This window comes from Klebsiella sp. BIGb0407, from assembly GCF_024807845.1.
GTDB lineage: Bacteria > Pseudomonadota > Gammaproteobacteria > Enterobacterales > Enterobacteriaceae > JGM124.
This window is the reverse complement of the sequence record NZ_JANUEQ010000001.1, coordinates 647,256-664,895: the sequence shown is the minus strand read 5'-3', so window position 1 is coordinate 664,895 and position 17,640 is coordinate 647,256. Positions and strand designations below refer to the sequence as shown.

At 46.9% G+C, this 17,640-nt stretch carries 16 protein-coding genes; 6 read left to right on the top strand and 10 right to left on the bottom strand.

Annotated elements, in window-relative coordinates; genetic code table 11:
* Nucleotides 1–193: 193 nt before the first annotated feature.
* The 4 genes from M2387_RS03195 (at nt 194) to yciH (ending at nt 2,972) form a co-directional block, all read left to right on the top strand.
* Entirely contained in the window at nt 194–493 is a 300-nt protein-coding gene (locus M2387_RS03195) for a LapA family protein (protein ID WP_259047125.1), read from the top strand.
* A gap of 6 nt (nt 494–499) precedes the next feature.
* Nucleotides 500–1,669, top strand: coding sequence for a lipopolysaccharide assembly protein LapB (gene lapB / locus M2387_RS03190; protein ID WP_259047124.1), 1,170 nt, complete (start codon nt 500–502; stop codon nt 1,667–1,669).
* 245 nt (nt 1,670–1,914) lie between these two features.
* The gene (gene pyrF, locus M2387_RS03185) at nt 1,915–2,652 is read left to right on the top strand and encodes an orotidine-5'-phosphate decarboxylase (RefSeq protein ID WP_259047123.1); all 738 of its coding nucleotides are present in this window, start codon (nt 1,915–1,917) and stop codon (nt 2,650–2,652) included.
* Nucleotides 2,649–2,972, top strand: coding sequence for a stress response translation initiation inhibitor YciH (gene yciH, locus M2387_RS03180; RefSeq protein WP_259047122.1), 324 nt, complete (start codon nt 2,649–2,651; stop codon nt 2,970–2,972). Before pyrF ends, yciH begins: the two co-directional genes overlap by 4 nt.
* A gap of 63 nt (nt 2,973–3,035) precedes the next feature.
* Here yciH and M2387_RS03175 read toward each other — a convergent pair whose 3' ends face one another.
* From M2387_RS03175 to sapC, 8 genes are all read right to left on the bottom strand, one after another.
* Nucleotides 3,036–3,515, bottom strand: coding sequence for a hypothetical protein (locus M2387_RS03175; RefSeq protein ID WP_259047121.1), 480 nt, complete (start codon nt 3,513–3,515; stop codon nt 3,036–3,038).
* Between the two features lie 520 nt (nt 3,516–4,035).
* Nucleotides 4,036–4,218: a protein YciZ/DeoL gene (yciZ, locus tag M2387_RS03170; RefSeq protein ID WP_259047119.1), complete on the bottom strand. Its 183-nt coding sequence runs from the start codon at nt 4,216–4,218 to the stop codon at nt 4,036–4,038.
* Nucleotides 4,219–4,448: 230 nt separating this feature from the next.
* Entirely contained in the window at nt 4,449–6,383 is a 1,935-nt protein-coding gene (locus M2387_RS03165; RefSeq protein WP_259047117.1) for an exoribonuclease II, read from the bottom strand.
* A 77-nt stretch (nt 6,384–6,460) separates the two neighbouring features.
* On the bottom strand, nt 6,461–7,645 hold the full coding sequence (locus tag M2387_RS03160) for a CMD domain-containing protein (protein ID WP_259047115.1): 1,185 nt from the start codon (nt 7,643–7,645) through the stop codon (nt 6,461–6,463).
* Nucleotides 7,646–7,847: 202 nt separating this feature from the next.
* Entirely contained in the window at nt 7,848–8,639 is a 792-nt protein-coding gene (gene fabI / locus M2387_RS03155) for an enoyl-ACP reductase FabI (protein ID WP_259047114.1), read from the bottom strand.
* Nucleotides 8,640–8,968: 329 nt separating this feature from the next.
* Nucleotides 8,969–9,775, bottom strand: coding sequence for a putrescine export ABC transporter ATP-binding protein SapF (gene sapF / locus M2387_RS03150; protein WP_259047112.1), 807 nt, complete (start codon nt 9,773–9,775; stop codon nt 8,969–8,971).
* Nucleotides 9,775–10,767, bottom strand: a complete 993-nt coding sequence (gene sapD, locus M2387_RS03145) for a putrescine export ABC transporter ATP-binding protein SapD (RefSeq protein ID WP_259047110.1) — start codon at nt 10,765–10,767, stop codon at nt 9,775–9,777. The genes sapF and sapD overlap by 1 nt, the downstream gene beginning before the upstream one ends.
* Entirely contained in the window at nt 10,767–11,657 is an 891-nt protein-coding gene (gene sapC / locus M2387_RS03140; RefSeq protein WP_259047108.1) for a putrescine export ABC transporter permease SapC, read from the bottom strand. Before sapC ends, sapD begins: the two co-directional genes overlap by 1 nt.
* A gap of 907 nt (nt 11,658–12,564) precedes the next feature.
* Between sapC and M2387_RS03135 the strand changes: the two genes are divergently transcribed.
* Nucleotides 12,565–13,557, top strand: a complete 993-nt coding sequence (locus tag M2387_RS03135) for a YeeE/YedE family protein (protein ID WP_259047106.1) — start codon at nt 12,565–12,567, stop codon at nt 13,555–13,557.
* A gap of 22 nt (nt 13,558–13,579) precedes the next feature.
* On the top strand, nt 13,580–14,956 hold the full coding sequence (locus M2387_RS03130; RefSeq protein WP_259047104.1) for a rhodanese-like domain-containing protein: 1,377 nt from the start codon (nt 13,580–13,582) through the stop codon (nt 14,954–14,956).
* Between the two features lie 94 nt (nt 14,957–15,050).
* On the opposite strand, the gene sapB is transcribed toward M2387_RS03130, so the two are convergent.
* Both sapB and sapA read right to left on the bottom strand, forming a co-directional pair.
* Nucleotides 15,051–16,001: a putrescine export ABC transporter permease SapB gene (gene sapB / locus M2387_RS03125; RefSeq protein ID WP_259047101.1), complete on the bottom strand. Its 951-nt coding sequence runs from the start codon at nt 15,999–16,001 to the stop codon at nt 15,051–15,053.
* Complete coding sequence (sapA, locus tag M2387_RS03120; protein ID WP_259047099.1) at nt 16,001–17,638, bottom strand: ABC transporter substrate-binding protein SapA; 1,638 nt, start codon at nt 17,636–17,638, stop codon at nt 16,001–16,003. Before sapA ends, sapB begins: the two co-directional genes overlap by 1 nt.
* Nucleotides 17,639–17,640 lie beyond the last annotated feature (2 nt).

The window sequence follows — 17,640 nt, the reverse complement described above, 5'->3', positions numbered from 1 at the left end:
TTCGTCAGAGGTTTAGTAAGGCTGATGGTCCTGAAAGATTGAACATTAGGGTAAGGGTTGATCTTCTTATTTTAACCCCCATTTTTAAAAGACCTGTCTCAGGTAATGGATTTCGTGATATCACCTTGTAAGTGCTATCATCAAATAGCATCCGGGTACTACTGTTTACCTTTCACACACAACGGGACGTAATGTGAAGTATTTACTCATTTTCTTATTAGTGCTCGCCATCTTTGTTATCTCGATCACACTGGGTGCACAAAACGATCAGGTCGTTAATTTCAATTTCCTGATAGTGCAAGGCGAGTATCGTGTCTCAACATTACTGGCGCTACTGTTTGCTGGCGGATTTATCCTTGGCTGGCTGATTTGCAGTCTGTTCTGGCTGCGTGTTCGTTTATCCCTGGTACGTTCTGAGCGGAAAGTTAAACGCCTTGAGCAACAGGTTGTATCTTTATCTGATACACCGATTACGCCGGTTGTGAAGGAATAAACCGCCATGTTGGAACTGTTGTTTTTGTTGTTACCTATTGCAGCTGCCTACGGCTGGTATATGGGGCGTCGAAGCGCGCAGCAAGATAAGCAACAGGAGGCCAGTCGCCTGTCACGTGACTATGTTACCGGTGTAAACTTCCTACTTTCAAACCAGCAAGATAAAGCGGTAGACCTGTTTTTGGAAATGCTGAAAGAGGATACCGGGACGGTTGAAGCACATCTGACGTTGGGCAATCTATTTCGCCAGCGCGGAGAAGTTGACAGAGCTATCCGTATTCACCAGACCTTGATGGAAAGCGCCTCTCTCAATTATGACCAGCGGCTGCTGGCGGTCCAGCAACTGGGCCGTGACTATATGGCGGCAGGTTTATACGATCGCGCGGAAGATATGTTTAGTCAGCTGATTGATGAAACTGACTATCGCATCAGTGCGTTGCAACAACTCCTGCAGATCCATCAGGCCACCAGTGACTGGCAGAAAGCCATCGATGTCGCTGAGAAACTCGTTAAATTCGGTAAAGATGCCCAGCGAGTAGAAATCGCCCATTTCTACTGTGAGCTGGCGCTCCTGAGTATGGGGAGCGACTCGCTTGATAAAGGTCTGGCATTGCTGAAAAAAGGGGCTGCTGCAGATAAAAACAGCGCCAGAGTCTCGATTATGATGGGGCGTATATTTATAGAGAAGAACGAATATGCTCGAGCTGCTGAAATATTATCCCGTGTGATAGAGCAGGATAGCGAATTAGTCAGCGAAACTCTGGATATGCTGCATACCTGCTATCGGGAGCTGGATAAAGTCGAAGAGTGGGAAAGTTTCCTGCGTCGCTGCGTAGAAGAGAATGTCGGTGCCAGTGCTGAACTGCTACTGGCAGAGGTTTTAGAACTGAAAGAGGGTGCCGATACTGCCCAGATCTATATTAATCGTCAGTTACAACGTCATCCGACGATGCGGGTATTTCATCGGCTGATGGATTATCACCTTCATGAGGCAGAGGAAGGGCGAGCCAAAGAAAGCTTGATGATACTGCGCGATATGGTCGGTGAACAGATCCGTACTAAACCTCGTTATCGCTGTCAAAAATGCGGTTTCACCGCGTTTAGCCTTTACTGGCACTGCCCATCCTGCCGGGCCTGGTCAACCGTAAAACCGATTCGTGGACTTGATGGTCAGTAGCTTACTGTTAGTGGTGGGTAATAGATTTATTGCTCACATTAGTTACAACATGCTAATTAGTATTCAATCTCCCGACTCAGTTACCGAGTCATCAGTCAGTATGTTGTCTGGCAAGGTTTACGGCGTTTTCAGAGAATATCGTGATTAAACGGCAAGGTTACTGTCAATTTTTCAGACTGCCGCGTAGAATGCATGCCGTTTAACTTTCCGCGCCAATCGGTGCTAAACAGTCAGAAGGCTCTGCTATGAATTCAATTGCTTGCTCCTCCCGTGTTGTCACCGATTCACCTATTGTGGTTGCGCTGGATTATGATAGTCGTGATAAAGCATTAGCATTTGTTGACCGCATTGATCCTCGTGATTGTCGTCTGAAAGTCGGTAAAGAATTATTCACTCTGGCAGGGCCCGACTTAGTCCGTGACTTACAGCAGCGTGGCTTCGACGTATTTCTGGATTTAAAATTCCATGATATTCCCAATACGACAGCACATGCTGTTGCGGCGGCAGCCGAGCTGGGAGTCTGGATGGTTAACGTCCATGCCAGTGGCGGTAAACGTATGATGACTGCAGCCCGCGAAGCTTTGTTACCTTATGGCAATGATGCGCCGCTGCTGATTGCGGTAACAGTACTGACCAGCATGGAAGCCAGCGATCTCGCCGATCTGGGATTAAATATTGCACCTGCGGATTATGCAGCGCGTCTGGCGGCACTGACCCGTGACTGTGGGCTGGACGGCGTTGTCTGTTCGGCTCAGGAAGCGGTACGTTTTAAGCAGGAACTGGGGCAGGATTTCAAATTGATTACCCCGGGTATCCGCCCAGCAGGAAGTGATGCCGGAGATCAGCGTCGGATAATGACGCCACTGCAGGCACAGCAGTCTGGTGTCGATTATATGGTGATTGGTCGCCCGATAACGCAGTCTGATAACCCAGCACTAACACTGCGCGATATTCGCACATCACTAAAACTGGGGGCTCTATGAGTCAGGATAACCGCCTGGTTTACTCCACTGAAACTGGACGTATTGACGAGCCAAAAGCCAGGGTACAGCGCCCAAAAGGTGACGGTATCGTGCGTATTCAAAAACAGACCAGTGGCAGAAAGGGTAAAGGTGTTTGTCTGATTAGCGGCATTGATGCCGACGATACAACACTTGCCAGTCTTGCCGCAGAGTTAAAAAAGAAATGTGGTTGTGGTGGCGCGGTGAAAGACGGCATCATCGAAATTCAGGGGGATAAGCGAGATCTGCTTAAATCCTTGCTGGAAGCCAAAGGAATGAAAGTTAAACTGGCTGGCGGATAAGTCAATACAGCTGATGCAAGCGGAAGCTCCTGCTTGCATCAGCTTAGCTCTACGCGAAAAACGTTATTTTTCCTTACGCATCAGAGTATTAAACTGAATATCTTTGATGACTGGTTTTGCATCCGCTAGCAGAGTTCTTTCTGGTGACTGCCTGTCACTTTCTATCATCTGTACCAGCCTCTCTATCATCGGCTCTGAAAGTGGGGGTAAGGGTGCCCGGCGCGTCGGCGTCAGAGGACTACTGGGGCTATTGAATCGCGCGTTCCAGGTTGCTGATTGTTTATCTTTCTCTATCGTCTGTTCTAACTGTGTAATCAGAGTGGATGACAGAGGTGGAAGCGGCGCGCGATGCGACTTTCTCGAAATTTTACCGGCAACTGCGTTAACTGGGCGAGCTCGGGTCTCATCTGGCGACTTATTTTCGTGTATCAGCCCGATATTCTGTGACGGTGGTAATGGGGCTCGTCGTTTCTTTACTGATGCTATGCGATGATCCGTTTTCGAAGGGTGACTTTCCGGGCGTAGTTGAAGCTCGGCTATCATGGGATTGATCTTTACTGTCAGTGGAACTGTTGCCCGAGGCTTTCCTGTATGCGCGAGCTTTATACGAGTGAATGGAGTATCCTGGGCAGGAGCTGGGGGCTGATTTCGCTTATAAAAAGACACGGATGATTGGTAACAATCTGTTCCTGTATTCGTCACGCTGCCGATGTGTGCTAATACGGAGGAAATATGTTTAATTTGTGTTTTGAGAGAGGCACCTATTTCGCGTAAACCATTAATAAAAAGCGAGCTACTGATTGTTATCATGTTTATTCTTTTATCCGAATTACGATATATCTAATGTGTCTTTATTCTCCGGTATTAAATAATGTGCAGTCTATCAAATAACACTTAAAGCAGTTAAAAGGTATCATTACTGATGTCGTTTTTTAGCAACGAAAAATATCAAGGTTTATTCATTTATTATTGATAATCAATGAACTTATGGATTCATCGAACTTTTAAGTTCCGACTGATATCACTTGATGAGTACCAGTCGGTTACCGGATAAAAGCGAAAATTATATTTCCCAGGGGGATTTTTTCTGCTCACCAGGCGTGGTGCTGGTATCCTGGTATACATCCAGTAATTCTGCTTTCAGAATCTCAAGGTTATTTATTGCAGAAGGATAATCTTTAGCGACCAGGATATCCAGTACGGTATCAATACGTTTGATTAATTGTTGTGGATCAAGCGTTGACATATCAGGTCCTGTAATAGAAATAGAAGTGCCCCTATAATGCAAAATAAAAGCACTAAAGAGAAGCTGAGAAATGTTTTTTTTAGTTATTTTCGCAATTAATTATGAATAACTTATACCCGGGTATCATAAATTTTGGTGTTCATGAATGGTTCATTCCTGGCTGAGATTCGTTGATACTGATGACAAAAAAGCCGGGTATTTACCCGGCTTAATCTACACTTCAGAATACCTCAGACTGCAGGCCGGGCGATAATGCTGCGCGTTTCCATGCGAACTTCAGCAATAGTAACATCAATAACATCTGTCACTTTATAAGCGACTTCACCTTTGATCTGAATGGTACCTTGCTCCTGGCTACAGACCAGCTCATCCCGTACGGCATGAATAAATGGCGCCGGAATAAAGGCTGTTGCGCCATTATCGATCAGACGAACTCGCATGCCACCGCGACTGACATCAATAACTTCAGCGGCGAAGCGATGCTCCGTACCGACTTTATTGTTCAGAAAACGGGAATACAACCAGTCGCTAACATCGCGTTCAGCCATACGATTCAGACGACGACGATCGGTCATTTGTACCGTAATATCGCTTTCCGGACGGGCAGGGGTTTCACCTTTGATAATCGCTTTTAACAGACGATGGTTCACCATATCGCTATATTTACGAATAGGAGATGTCCAAGTCGCGTAAGCTTCAAGTCCCAGTCCAAAGTGCGGGCCCGGTGCAATGCTAATTTCAGCAAAAGACTGATAACGACGAATACGGCTATCAAGGAAACTGGTTGGCTGGCTATCCAGCTCACGGCGAAGTTTACAGAAGCCGTCAAGACTAAGAACTTCTTGTGCGTCTACCGTGATACCGTGAGTCTTTAACATTTCAGCAAGCTGTTCAGTATTTGTCGGATCAAAACCTGTATGGACGTTATAAATTCCAAAACCAAGTTTTTCACGCAGAACGATAGCAGCGCACATATTGGCGGCTATCATCGACTCTTCGACAATACGGTTAGCGACACGGCGAGATTCTGAAACAATGTCCAGCACTTCGCCTTTTTCACCGAGAATAAAGCGATAGTCAGGGCGCTCTTTAAACACTAACGCATTCTGTTGACGCCACTCATTACGCGCCAGGCAGACACGCTGCAGCAGACGAATTTGTCGGGCAATAGATTCGTCCGGTGGTGTCCAGCTACCTTGTTCTTCCAGCCAGTCAGATATTTCGTCATAAACAAGTTTTGCTTTGGACTCGATATTTGCCGTAAAGAAATGAATATCATCGCTGATTGCACCATCAGTATTGATGGTCATTCGGCAAGCAAGTACCGGACGAACAACATGCGGCCGTAGTGAACAGAGATCGTCTGATAACTCACGTGGCAGCATTGGAATATTAAAACCTGGCAGGTAGTTGGTGAATGCACGTACGCGAGCAATACCGTCCAGGCGACTGTCTTCGGCTATCCAGGCTGTTGGATCGGCAATGGCAACGGTAAGTTGCAGGCGACCATCATCCAGAGCCTCAGCATAGAGCGCATCATCCATATCTTCAGTGCTGGCATTGTCGATAGTGACAAAATCCAGGGCTGTGAGATCTTCACGTGTCAGGCCTTCATCCAGTATTTCTGTTGTAATGCCGTCCGGCGCGACTCTTTCAAGATGATGACGTGACAGTGTCACCCACCACGGGGCTAAATGGTCATCAGCAAAGGTGATATATTCTGTCAGTTCAGCGTAGAAACCACGGTCACCCTTGAGAGGATGACGGCGCATTTCTGCCACAGCCCAGTCGCCATGCTGAAAATCATGCGTGACGGAGCGCTCAGCACGGCAAGGGATCGCATCTTTTAATAAAGGATGGTCTGGCACGATTGACAGGCGGTCATCTTTTTTCTGAATTCGACCGACAAAACGTGACAGAAAAGGCTCAATAAGCGTTTCCGGTTCTGCAGACTCGCGGTCTTTATCCGAATTAATAACAGCGCTAATCCTGTCACCATGCATGACTTTTTTCATCTGCGGTGGCGGAATAAAGTAACTTTTATTAGCATCAACTTCCAGGAAGCCAAAGCCTTTTTCGGTACCTTTCACCACACCTTCAGCGCGTGGAGTTTTTGCGTGTAGTTGCTGTTTTAGCTGCGCGAGCAGCGGGTTATCCTGAAGCATATTATTTAGTTTTCGTGGACAAAGGAGCGGTTGACAGTTTTACGCGAAACCGTACCTTGCGGCAAGTGATGATTACCTTATACGGGTAAGGTTTTTGGTTCATTATGCGTATTACCGAGTCCTATCTTTAGTCTGTTCACCCATCCGGTTAGTCCGGAACCAGCTAATAGTCTTAATGCTTGTTGTTCCGTAAAACCTTGTTCAAAGAGCAGGGCGAGTTGTGTGAAGCTAAATTTCTCCGGTGTGCGTGTCAGTACTCCAATGGCCTGAATTATTGCTCGCTCGCGTGGATGGTTATGACTCCAGGCATGTAACGCTCGTTCACCATTACGAATAGCATCCGGCAGACCCTGTTCGCCTTGCCATACCGCTGCAGCATCACTGAAACAAGACGGACTACCATTAATGCGTGAAACCAGCATTATCACCAGTAAATTATCCTCACACATCGCCTCTTCGGCTGGCAGAAGTTGGTGAGTCAATTGCATCAGGGTTTGCAGTGTTAATGCATCAGAAGCCAGTAAATTGGCTACATCGTAGAGTAACGGCGACGACTGGCCTTGTTCCAGAGCCTGGAGTTGCTCTGTACTCGCAAAGCGATGTTCAAGCGGAGTCAGATTGGATTGCCAGTTAGCTGTACGATTTCTGAAGAGATCTGCATCAGCATCTTGTTGCCCGGTGATGCCCGGGATCTGTCGTACAGGCTGATTCTCCAGAGCCTGGAGCACGGCCAGGGTACGAGCCTGAAAACTAATAAAACCAATAAGCTGATTAAAGATGACGATATCTTCAACTGATAACCCGCATTCATCGAGCTGAGACAGTGAAGCATCACTGATACTCGTGGGTTGACTGGCTAATTGACGAGAGAACTGGGTTATTTGTGTGAGACGACGATTAGTTTCACGCGATGAATCACTACTCGATTCTGGAGCAAGACGTGCAGCATAGTGGTTACAGAGTCGTTGTACGCCAAAAACCTGTGCGACGTTCAGCGCAGTACTTAATCGTTCATAGTGACTTAAGGTCTGGAGTCGGTTGTTCTCGACCTGCTCTGGTAGCAATATTTTGGAAAGTTTCCGCGCAACGCTAAGCCAGGGCTCTTCGGCTGTAAGATGCGTATCAGATATTTTGAGATCAAGTAAAAAACGATCGTCAACCTCAGCTGCTTCCGGCACTAAAGGTTGGATATTGGTCAGGTTCTGGCTTGACTGCGTTTCATGATACCACTGGCTTTTACCTGAAAAGCTTCGTTGTTCCATGAGGTTTCCTCGGTCAACAGTTTATCAAACCCAAAAATTGGGTTTGGATTCATGTTTAATCCTGACGCAAGGTTGGCAGCAGACCAAAGAATGATAGGTGATAATAAATATCAGAAAGATATAAAGCTTAAGATATAACCGGAATGGAATAGAAAATCAGAGCGATGAGGCGACCGATGTTCGCCTCATCAGAAATCAAAAATTAATCTTTTAATTCCAGCTCGTTCATTGCTGCGATGCTGAAGCCACCGTCAACATGAATGACTTCACCAGAGATACCGGCGGACAAGTCAGAGCACAGGAATGCAGCAGAGTTACCCACATCTTCAGTCGTAACGGTACGACGAATAGGCGTGACAGCTTCGCAGTGAGCCAGCATTTTACGGAAATCTTTGATTCCGGATGCAGCCAGTGTACGGATTGGACCTGCTGAAATAGCGTTAACACGCACACCTTCAGGACCCATTGCATTTGCCATATAGCGCACGTTAGCTTCCAGCGAGGCTTTTGCCAGGCCCATCACGTTATAGTTAGGAATAGCACGTTCTGCACCTAAATAAGAGAGTGTCAGTAGGGCAGAACCCGGATTTAACATCTCACGGCAGACTTTGGCCATCGCAACAAAGCTATAAGCACTGATATCGTGAGCAATTTTAAAGCCTTCACGAGTCACAGCATTCACATAATCGCCGTCCAGCTGGTCGGCAGGAGCAAAACCAATAGAGTGAACAAAACCATCAAACTTCGGCCAGCTTTTTGCCAGTTCGGTAAACAATGCTTCAATGCTTTCATCTTCTGCCACGTCACAAGGAAGAACCAGGTTTGAACCCAGATCAGCAGCAAAACCCTCAACACGGCCTTTCAGTTTTTCATTCTGATAGGTAAATGCCAGTTCAGCACCTTCACGATGCATAGCCTGAGCAATACCATAGGCAATGGAGAGTTTACTGGCTACGCCAGTGATAAGAATGCGTTTACCGGTCAGAAAACCCATAGCGATAATCCTTAATTGTCATTATTGTTTGCGGCCCGTGGATTAAAAGGTGTCCCGGCCAGCGTTAAATCGGCGGCAATTCTATCATGACTTCACGTCAAACGTTAATCCGACCACTTCCCCCCGTCATAATTCAAGCTGCAGGTGCGTTGGTTTTCCTCGCTCACCCCGGTCACTGACTGGAGTCAGCTCCCGAGGATTCCCTGCGTCACCGCCTTTCTGCAACTCGAATTATTTAGGGGGACGTCATAATTCAAGCTGCGCTGCGTTGGTTTATCCGTGCTCACCCCGGCCACTGACTGAGATTAACGCGTGATTAAGCCTGGCTGCTAGCGATCTCTTCGCCAGGCATCCGCAGTCAGAGCTTCACCAAAGTGACTTGTGATCAGCCGTTTAGTCAATTCATGTAGCGGAGAGGCAAGAACATCAGCCGTGCTGCCTCGTTCAACGACTTCTCCTTGATGCATCACCATCACCTGATCGCTGATATGCTTCATCATGCCAATATGTTGCGTGACGTAAATATAGGAAATACCGTGTTTTTCCTGCAGTTCAAGCATCAGGTTGATCAGCTGCGAACGCATCGACATATCCAGTGACGCCAGAGCCTCATCGGCAATCATCACCTGAGGGCGTAAAATCAGCGCTCTGGCAAGCCCCAGACGCTGTTTCTGACCGGGGGCCAGCATATGTGGATAGTAGCTAGCGTGGTCAGGCAGCAGCCCCACCATTCGCAAGGTTTCAAGAATATGCTGCTGGCGCTCCTCTTGTTGCCACTCGGTATTCAGCCGCAGGGGAAAATCGAGGATCTGTGAAATACGTTGTCGCGGATTCAGCGACGTGGTGGGATCCTGGAATATCATGCGAATACGCTGACTGCGATAGGCATAATCGCCAAACTCGAGCGGGTGGTCATCGATGATAATCTCGCCATTGGTTGGCTCAACCATACCCGCCAGCATTTTTGCCAGCGTCGATTTTCCTGAGCCATTTTCACCAATAATCGCCAGCGTCTGTTTTTCACGTAACGTGAAGCTCAGTGGTTTAACAGCTTCCAGGTGATGGCGTTTAAACAGTCCGCTTCGATAGCGAAAGGTTTTACTTAAATTACGGACTTCAAGCAGGGTATTGAGCATCAGTTGCTTTCCCTGTTGAGTGGAAAATGACAGGCATAGAAATGATTTTTTGTCCCTTCAAGCCATGGTGCTTCAATGCATTCACGTTGAGCATAAGGGCAACGGGGACCCAGACGACAGCCCATCGGAAGTTGTTCCAGCACGGGTATTGCACCAGGTAAAGTATTCAGCCGGCTCTTATGTGGCATCGGGCTGCCAAAATCAGGAATAGCCCGGATCAACGCTTGGGTATAGGGGTGATGAGGTGAGGTAATCAGTTCCTCGCTGGTGGCACTTTCGACGGTCTGACCGCAGTACATCACATTAATTTTATCTGCCCACTGACTGAGCATTTGTAAGTCATGGCTTATCAGTAGGATAGTGGTGTTATTATTCTGATTCAGCCTGGTCAACAGGCGGAATATCTGCGATTGCGTGGTCGGTTCCATTGCATTGGTGGGTTCATCAGCAATTAATAACCGCGGCTGATTAGCCAGAGCGATGGCTATCATGACTTTCTGACATTCACCTTCCGTAAGCTCATAAGGATAGCTGTGCATGATATCCTGGTGGTCTTTAATCCCGACCCTGTGCAACAGTTCTATGGCGCGGCGAGTCCGCCAGCCTAAACGCCTCCACCAGCGACCTTTATAGGTCCAGCCGGGGATGTTTTGTATTAGCTGACGGCCGATTCGCTCGGAAGGATCGAGACAGGATTGCGGTTCCTGAAAAATCATTGAGACGTTATAACCCATTAAGCGGCGGCGCTGGCGGGGAGACAGTCTTAACAAGTCAATATCATCAAAGCGCATACGGTCAGCGGTAGCGCGCCAGTTATCGCGGGTAATACCACAAATTGCTTTTGCTATCAGGCTTTTTCCTGAACCAGACTCACCGACCAGGCCGCGAATCTCACCTTCATTAAGCGTCATACTTACACGATCGACTGCTTTGACCCAACCCTCTGCGGTCATAAACTCAATCGTCAGATTACGAATATCAAGCAGTGGCATTATTGTACCCCGGCATTAATGGCACGACGCAGACCATCGCCAAGCAAGTTGACCAGCAGAACACTCACCATAATTGCCCCACCCGGCAGCATCACCGTCCAGGGGGCAACATAAATTAGCTCCAGAGAGTCACCCAGCATACTCCCCCATTCGGTGGAAGGAAACTGCGCCCCAAGGTCGAGGAAGCCTAATGCAGCAATATCCAGAATAGCGATAGATAAAGTCCGGGTTATCTCCGTTACAAGAGTAGCGGCAGTATTTGGCATTACAGCAAAACGCAACAGATTAAGGGTTGATGCTCCATCCAGCCGTGCGGCAATCACATACTCTTTTTCTAGCTCGTCATGCACAGCACTGTAGACAGAACGGACTACCCGCGGCAATAACGCCAGCCAGACGGCAAACATGGCATGGCTCAGACTGGGTCCGACAAACGCCACGACAATAATTGCCAGTAACAGTGAAGGAATAAACAATAAAGTATCGAGAATATGGTTCAGAACGACAGAGCGTAAACCTCGTGTAGCCCCCGCAATCACCCCGAGAATCACACCGCAGACTGTCGCTGCCAGCGTGATTAACAATGCACCACCTACGGTGGGTGCGGCACCGGATAATAAACGGCTCAGAACATCACGACCCAAATCATCAGTACCGAGAAAGAAAGAAATCTCACCATAGCGGGACCAGGAAGGGGGAAGTAACTGAAAACCTAAAAACTGCTGGTCTATCTGATAAGGAGAGAAAATGCCACCCAGCAGACACAGTAATAGCAAGGCACTGCAGCCATACAGTCCGACCATTGCGGTGGTATCACCATAGAACTTCTTCCACGTCAGGTTCAGCGTACTGGGCGTGCGCTTTTCCCGGTAAACGCTATCGTAGGGCATATGTAACCGCGTTAACTTTGCTTATCATTCTTCATGTCTCTTCGTTTTTTCAGGCACAGCGCGGGTTTCCGGGCTTTTTGCGCTTTACGTCTGTTTAGCTCGGGTTGTCTTTCAGCGACTTTATTTACAGATAATGTGCACACTCAAGTGTATATGATTCTCACGACCTTAGCATCAGGCTCCCCTCAGGCTATCAACTACGTACCGAAACTCATTTTTAGATATCAGCAATAAGTTAGTTTGTGAGAACGGCGTAATTGTTGAATAATCCATTGTTATTTCAAACAAAGACAAGGTGTTGATGTGTCTGCCAAAACGCTCAATTATCTCAAGAAAAACTTATGGTTGGTGTATGTGCTATGGATAATACCCACATTTTTCCTTTGGAGTTATTTGGGATACCAGGTGTGGCTAGATGATCAGGATGCACCAACCATGCTGTATTATCTCCCTGCATGGATTGCCTGGCTTTTCTTACATGTCTGTACTGCGTTAATATTTGCAATTGTGCTGGCAATCTGGCGGTACTTACATCGTTCCCGCACAGCAGCATAAATCCGTATAAGGGGGGCTTATTGCCCCAATAACTCAGGTTCTGATATTAATCAATTTACCTCTTCACTAAGCCAACACATATTTAATATACTTTCAACATTTACAGTAGTTTTCAAAATTATTTTTAATTCAGACAATAATATCAGAATGGCTATGTTATATTTTACACTCTGCTGTATTTATTGAAGTGTTACTGGCTATTTCCAGAAAATATTTATTTATTATCTACTCAGAATTTAACACTAAACAAACATGCTGTTCTAAATAATATCACATGGCTTTTTAATATAAATGATAATGTTTATTATTTCACGGCTTCGTCGTTTTTAACCTTCTGATAAACGGGCTTTTCATGATTAGCGCTTTTATTATAGGGATCTCATTTGGGATCCTGTTGCAAGCCGGAAAATTCTGTTTTGTCTCGGGTTTTCACAATATATTCTATCAGAAAAATCCGCGTTTTTTTACTGCATTAATGATTGCGGTAACTATTCAATCTATCGGTTTTTATAGTTTACAAGCGTTGGATTTATTACAGATCCCAGAAGGTAATCTACCTGTTATAGCAACTGTATCAGGCGGATTTCTCTTTGGTGGTGGTATGGTACTCGCAGGGTGTTGCGGGAGCGGTGCCTGGTTTCGTTCCGGGGAAGGCATGGTGGGTACATGGCTCGCGTTACTGAGCTTTGTGATAACCCTGGCAGCAGCCCAGAAAGGCAGCCTGAAACAGCTGCTGGAGCCACTTTTCATTGAGCCCACCCAGATGGATACTATTTACGGCACCTTCAATATCTCGCCCTGGGCTTTGATTGCTGTATTCGTCGTAGTAACCGCGCTGCTGCTGTTTTATCAGCACAGACACCCCCGTTATACTCCACCCGCAGAAGGCAAATTTAAGCGCATCCCACTTAATATTGTCGCCATCTTGATTGGTTTGCTTGGTATCGTTGCCTGGGTAGTTAGTGCCCATTATGGGCGTAACTTCGGCTTTGGGATTTCTGTTCCTTCAGCTAACGTCATTCAATATCTTGTCACCGGGCAGCAACGTTATTTTAACTGGGGTAGCGTGTTTGTAGTGGGTATTTTAATCGGCTCAATGATCAGTGCCAAAATTCGTGGTGAATTCGCATTAACAATACCACCAGACGGCATAACCGCCGTTAAACGTCTAGTGGGTGGCGTCTTTTTAGGTATAGGTGCAACGCTTGCTGGCGGGTGTACTGTCACTAACTCACTGGTTGCCACAGCCTATTTTTCCTGGCAGGGCTGGATTTCAACTTTTGCCATCATGATCGGTGTTTGGTTTGTTAGCTATTTTGTTAAAAACACACAATGTAAAATTTAGGTTATAAGCAGGATATGAAAAAATGAAAAATAAAATAGCTCTGATGCTTCTGACAATGATATTAACGGGTTGTGATCAAACCGTTGTCAAAAATATCAGCACCGATGATTTGGTGAAAAATTTAGATAATCCTGAATATGTTATTATCGATACACGTCCTGATAGCCTGTATTTCGGTTTTAAAGATAACCAGGCTAACAGAGGCGGGCATATTAAAGGTGCGATGCAGTTCACCACCGGCTGGTTAGATTTTATCGAGAGCAATAAATTTGATGGTTTTTTGAATAGCAGAGGAATAACCAAAGATAAAACTCTGGTTTTTTATGATACCAATCAAGATGACTTAGAGCGTGTTACCGCTGAATTTGCTGCAAAAGGGTATAAAGTTCAGGCCTATAGTGATTATATTGATTATGCAAATTCTGATTATCCGCTCGATAAATTCCCTAATTACTGGATGAGTGTTTCACCTCACTGGCTTAACGCCGCATTAAAGGGTGAAAAACCAGAAAGTTATACCAGCGATAAAAAACCGGTTGTCTTCGAGGTATCCTGGGGTGAAATTGCGGATTCAAAATCTTACGATACCCATATCAAAGGCGCTTATCACTTTAATACTGACTGGATAGAAAATGGCCCGCTCTGGAACCTGTCTTCTCCTGAAGTCATTGAAGCGAATTTACTGAAGAATGGCATCAGTAAAGATACTCCGGTTGTGGTCTATTCGGCTAACCAGATGGCCGCTCTGCGCGTGTTATGGGCGCTAAAATGGGCAGGTGTTGAAGATGTTCGCTACCTGAACGGCGGCTTAAATGTCTGGGTTGACGCGGAATTACCGGTTGAAACAGCGGTGAATATTCCTGTGCCGGTTGAAGACTTTGGTACCACTATTCCCGCGAACCCACAAATTAATATCTCTATGCCAGAGGAAGCATTAGAAAAACAGGCAGCAGGATTAAAACTTATCAGCAATCGTTCCTGGGAGGAGTATACCGGTAAAACCAGTGGCTATGATTACATTCCTCTGGCTGGTGAACCTGAAGGGGCAATCTGGGGTTTTGCAGGTAAAGACTCTTCTGATATGTCTGACTACTATGATCCGGACGGCACACTGCGTAACCCAAATGAGATCTTTGCGCTTTGGAAAGAGCAGGGCATTGAACCTGGTGATGCGGTTGCCTTTTACTGTGGAACCGGCTGGCGAGCCAGCGTTGCATGGTTTATCACCCAGTTAGCGGGCTGGGAGCACAGCCAGGTTTATGACGGTGGCTGGAATCTCTGGCAGATGGATCCTAAATTCCCCGTCCAGCAGGGTGCGCCAGGAAATATGAGCAAACTGGATGCGCGTAATGATTTCGGTACGATGGTGAAAAAACAGGGCCAGTCCTGCAAAAGCTAATCTACATTTTTTAACAAAAAGGTGGCGCAGGCCACCTTTTTAATTGCTGTAAATCTGAACAGTGAGCAGGGTTAAAACTTAGATATAGAGGGGCTTATCCTTTATTTTTCCAAGGACTAGCCATAACGCTTATAATATCAGAAAGAATATTAACCACGATAACCAGCGATCCAGTCACCATGACGCCAGCAGAAATTGCCGCATAATCCTGCTGGCGAACAGCATTAATTAGCCAGCGTCCAAGTCCGGGCCAGTTAAACACCACTTCAGTAATCATTGCCAGAGTGAGCATGGTTGAAAACTGAAGCCCCAGACGAGGTATCACCGGAGGTAAGGCATTATGAAGAACATGACGTCGGATAACCGTAAAACGCGACAAACCGCGAGTGGTTGCAGCCTTAATGTAATTTTGTTCAATAACTTCGATAGTACTGATACGCATCAGGCGGATCACTTCAGTGGTAGGTGCTACCGCTAATGCCACCACTGGCAACACCATATGGCGACCCACACTGGCGATAATTTCATGCCGATAAGGTGATTCAGAAAGCCAGGCGTCCACCAGCGCCAACCCTGTTACGGGTTTGACCTCATAGAGTAAATCAAAGCGACCGGAGACCGGAAACCAACCCAGCGTGAGCGAAAAAAACAGGATTAGCAGTAGTGCCAGCCAGAACACCGGGATAGAAAAGCCCAGTAGAGCCAGGGCGCTGATAAACTTATCCTGCCAGCGATTTCTCATTATTCCCGCCAGAATACCTACCGGAATACCGATAAGCAGTGCCAGTGAGAATGACAGCAGACACAATTCCATCGTTGCAGGAAAAACGACGTGCAACTGAGCATTAATCGACAGACCTGTAATACTCGACACGCCGAAATCCCAGTGCATTAGCCCGTCAAACCAGAAGCTCCATGCATTCCACAGTGAAACGCCTTGTAGCGGTGCATGGGGGGTAAAAAAGAGCAATGAGAAACTGACCAGAGACAGAAAGAATAATGTGACAAGCAATAGTAATAGCCGTCGCAAGGTATAAATAATCATTATTTTTTCACCTCGACATCGTCACGGGATACGCCGGCAAACGAAGCACTACCAAACGGGCTAAGTACCAGTCCTTTAATATCATAGCGATAGGCTTGCAAGCGTAACGATGAAGCTAAAGGCAGTACTGGCATTTCAGTCGCCAGGATTTGCTGGGCCTCGTGATAAGCGTCGATTCTGGAAGCGAGTTGTTGAGACGAAAGCGCTTTTTGTAGCACAGCATCAAACTGCGGGTCACACCAGTGGGACAAATTGGTCTGTGAGTCTATCGCGGCGCAACTGAGCAACGGGCGGAAAAAACTGTCCGGATCGTTACTGTCGGTTGACCAGCCCGCAAGGGTCAAATCATGGCTCATATCCATCAGACGTGTTTCCTGAAAGCGCCCTTCAACAGGAACAATCGTCACTTTGACGCCAATTTGTGCCATATCAGCTTGAATCAGTTCCGCTGTTTTGAGCGGACTGGGGTTCCAGGGTTGAGAACTGGTCGGAACCCATAGCTGTAACTTAAGATCTTTAATTCCCAGTGACGCCAGTAACTCACGCGCTTTAGCGGGGTTATATTCTGTAATCCGGGCGTCATTATCATAAGCCCAGGAGGCCCGGGGTAAAATAGAGGCTGCTGTTTCAGCTGTTCCGTAATAAATCGACTGCATCAAACGCTGGTTATTGATAGCCAGTGATAGCGCGTGGCGCACTTCAGGATTATTGAGTGGGGGTTTATTGGTGTTAAAAGCCAGATAGGCAATGTTCATTCCCGGGCGCAGTGTCAGGCGCAGGCGAGGATCATCGCGTAAAATATTAAGCTGGCTGGCAGCGGGCCAGGCCAGAACATCACATTCACCGGTAAGCAGTTTTGATAACCGACCGGTGCCACCGTAACCGAGATCAAGCACTACTTGCGGCATTAATGGCTCGCCTCGCCAGTAGCCCGAATGGCGTGCCAGACGAATATATTGCCCGGCGCGATGCTCATCCAACAGAAATGGACCTGTTCCAACGGGCTGGCGATCCATCAGTTCTTTTTTATCTTCCCGGGCGAGCTGGTCTGCATATTCAGCAGACATCACAGACGCATAATGTGTAGCCATATGCCACAAAAAGGATGCATCGGGTTGGTTCAAACGAAACTCAACGGTATTCTGGTCCAGTTTACGGACGCTCTTAATACTGTCGGAAAACTTCAGGCTGTCAAAGTAGGGATAATGACCGCCATTGACGTTATGCCAGGGATTATTACGATCAAAGATGCGCTGAAAAGTGAACACAACATCATCTGCATTTAATGGTCGGGTAGGGGTGAACCAGGGGGTTTTCTGAAATTCAACCTGAGGTCGAAGGTGAAACCGATAAGTCGCGCCATTATCCAGAACTTCCCAGCGCTCTGCCAGCTCCGGTACCAGACGATAGGTATAAGGATCAACATCCAGTAAACGGTCATAGAGCTGTGGGGCCAGAGTATCCACTGTCAGTCCGGTACTGGCCATCTGAGGGTTAAAGGTATTGACCTGCCCACTCACACAGTAAATAAATCCGCTATCACGGATATCCGCTGTTTTTTCATCAGGCACAGCAGCCTTAGCTGCGCCATGCAGACAGCATAAACTTACTAACAGAGAGGACAGTAATGCGCGCATAA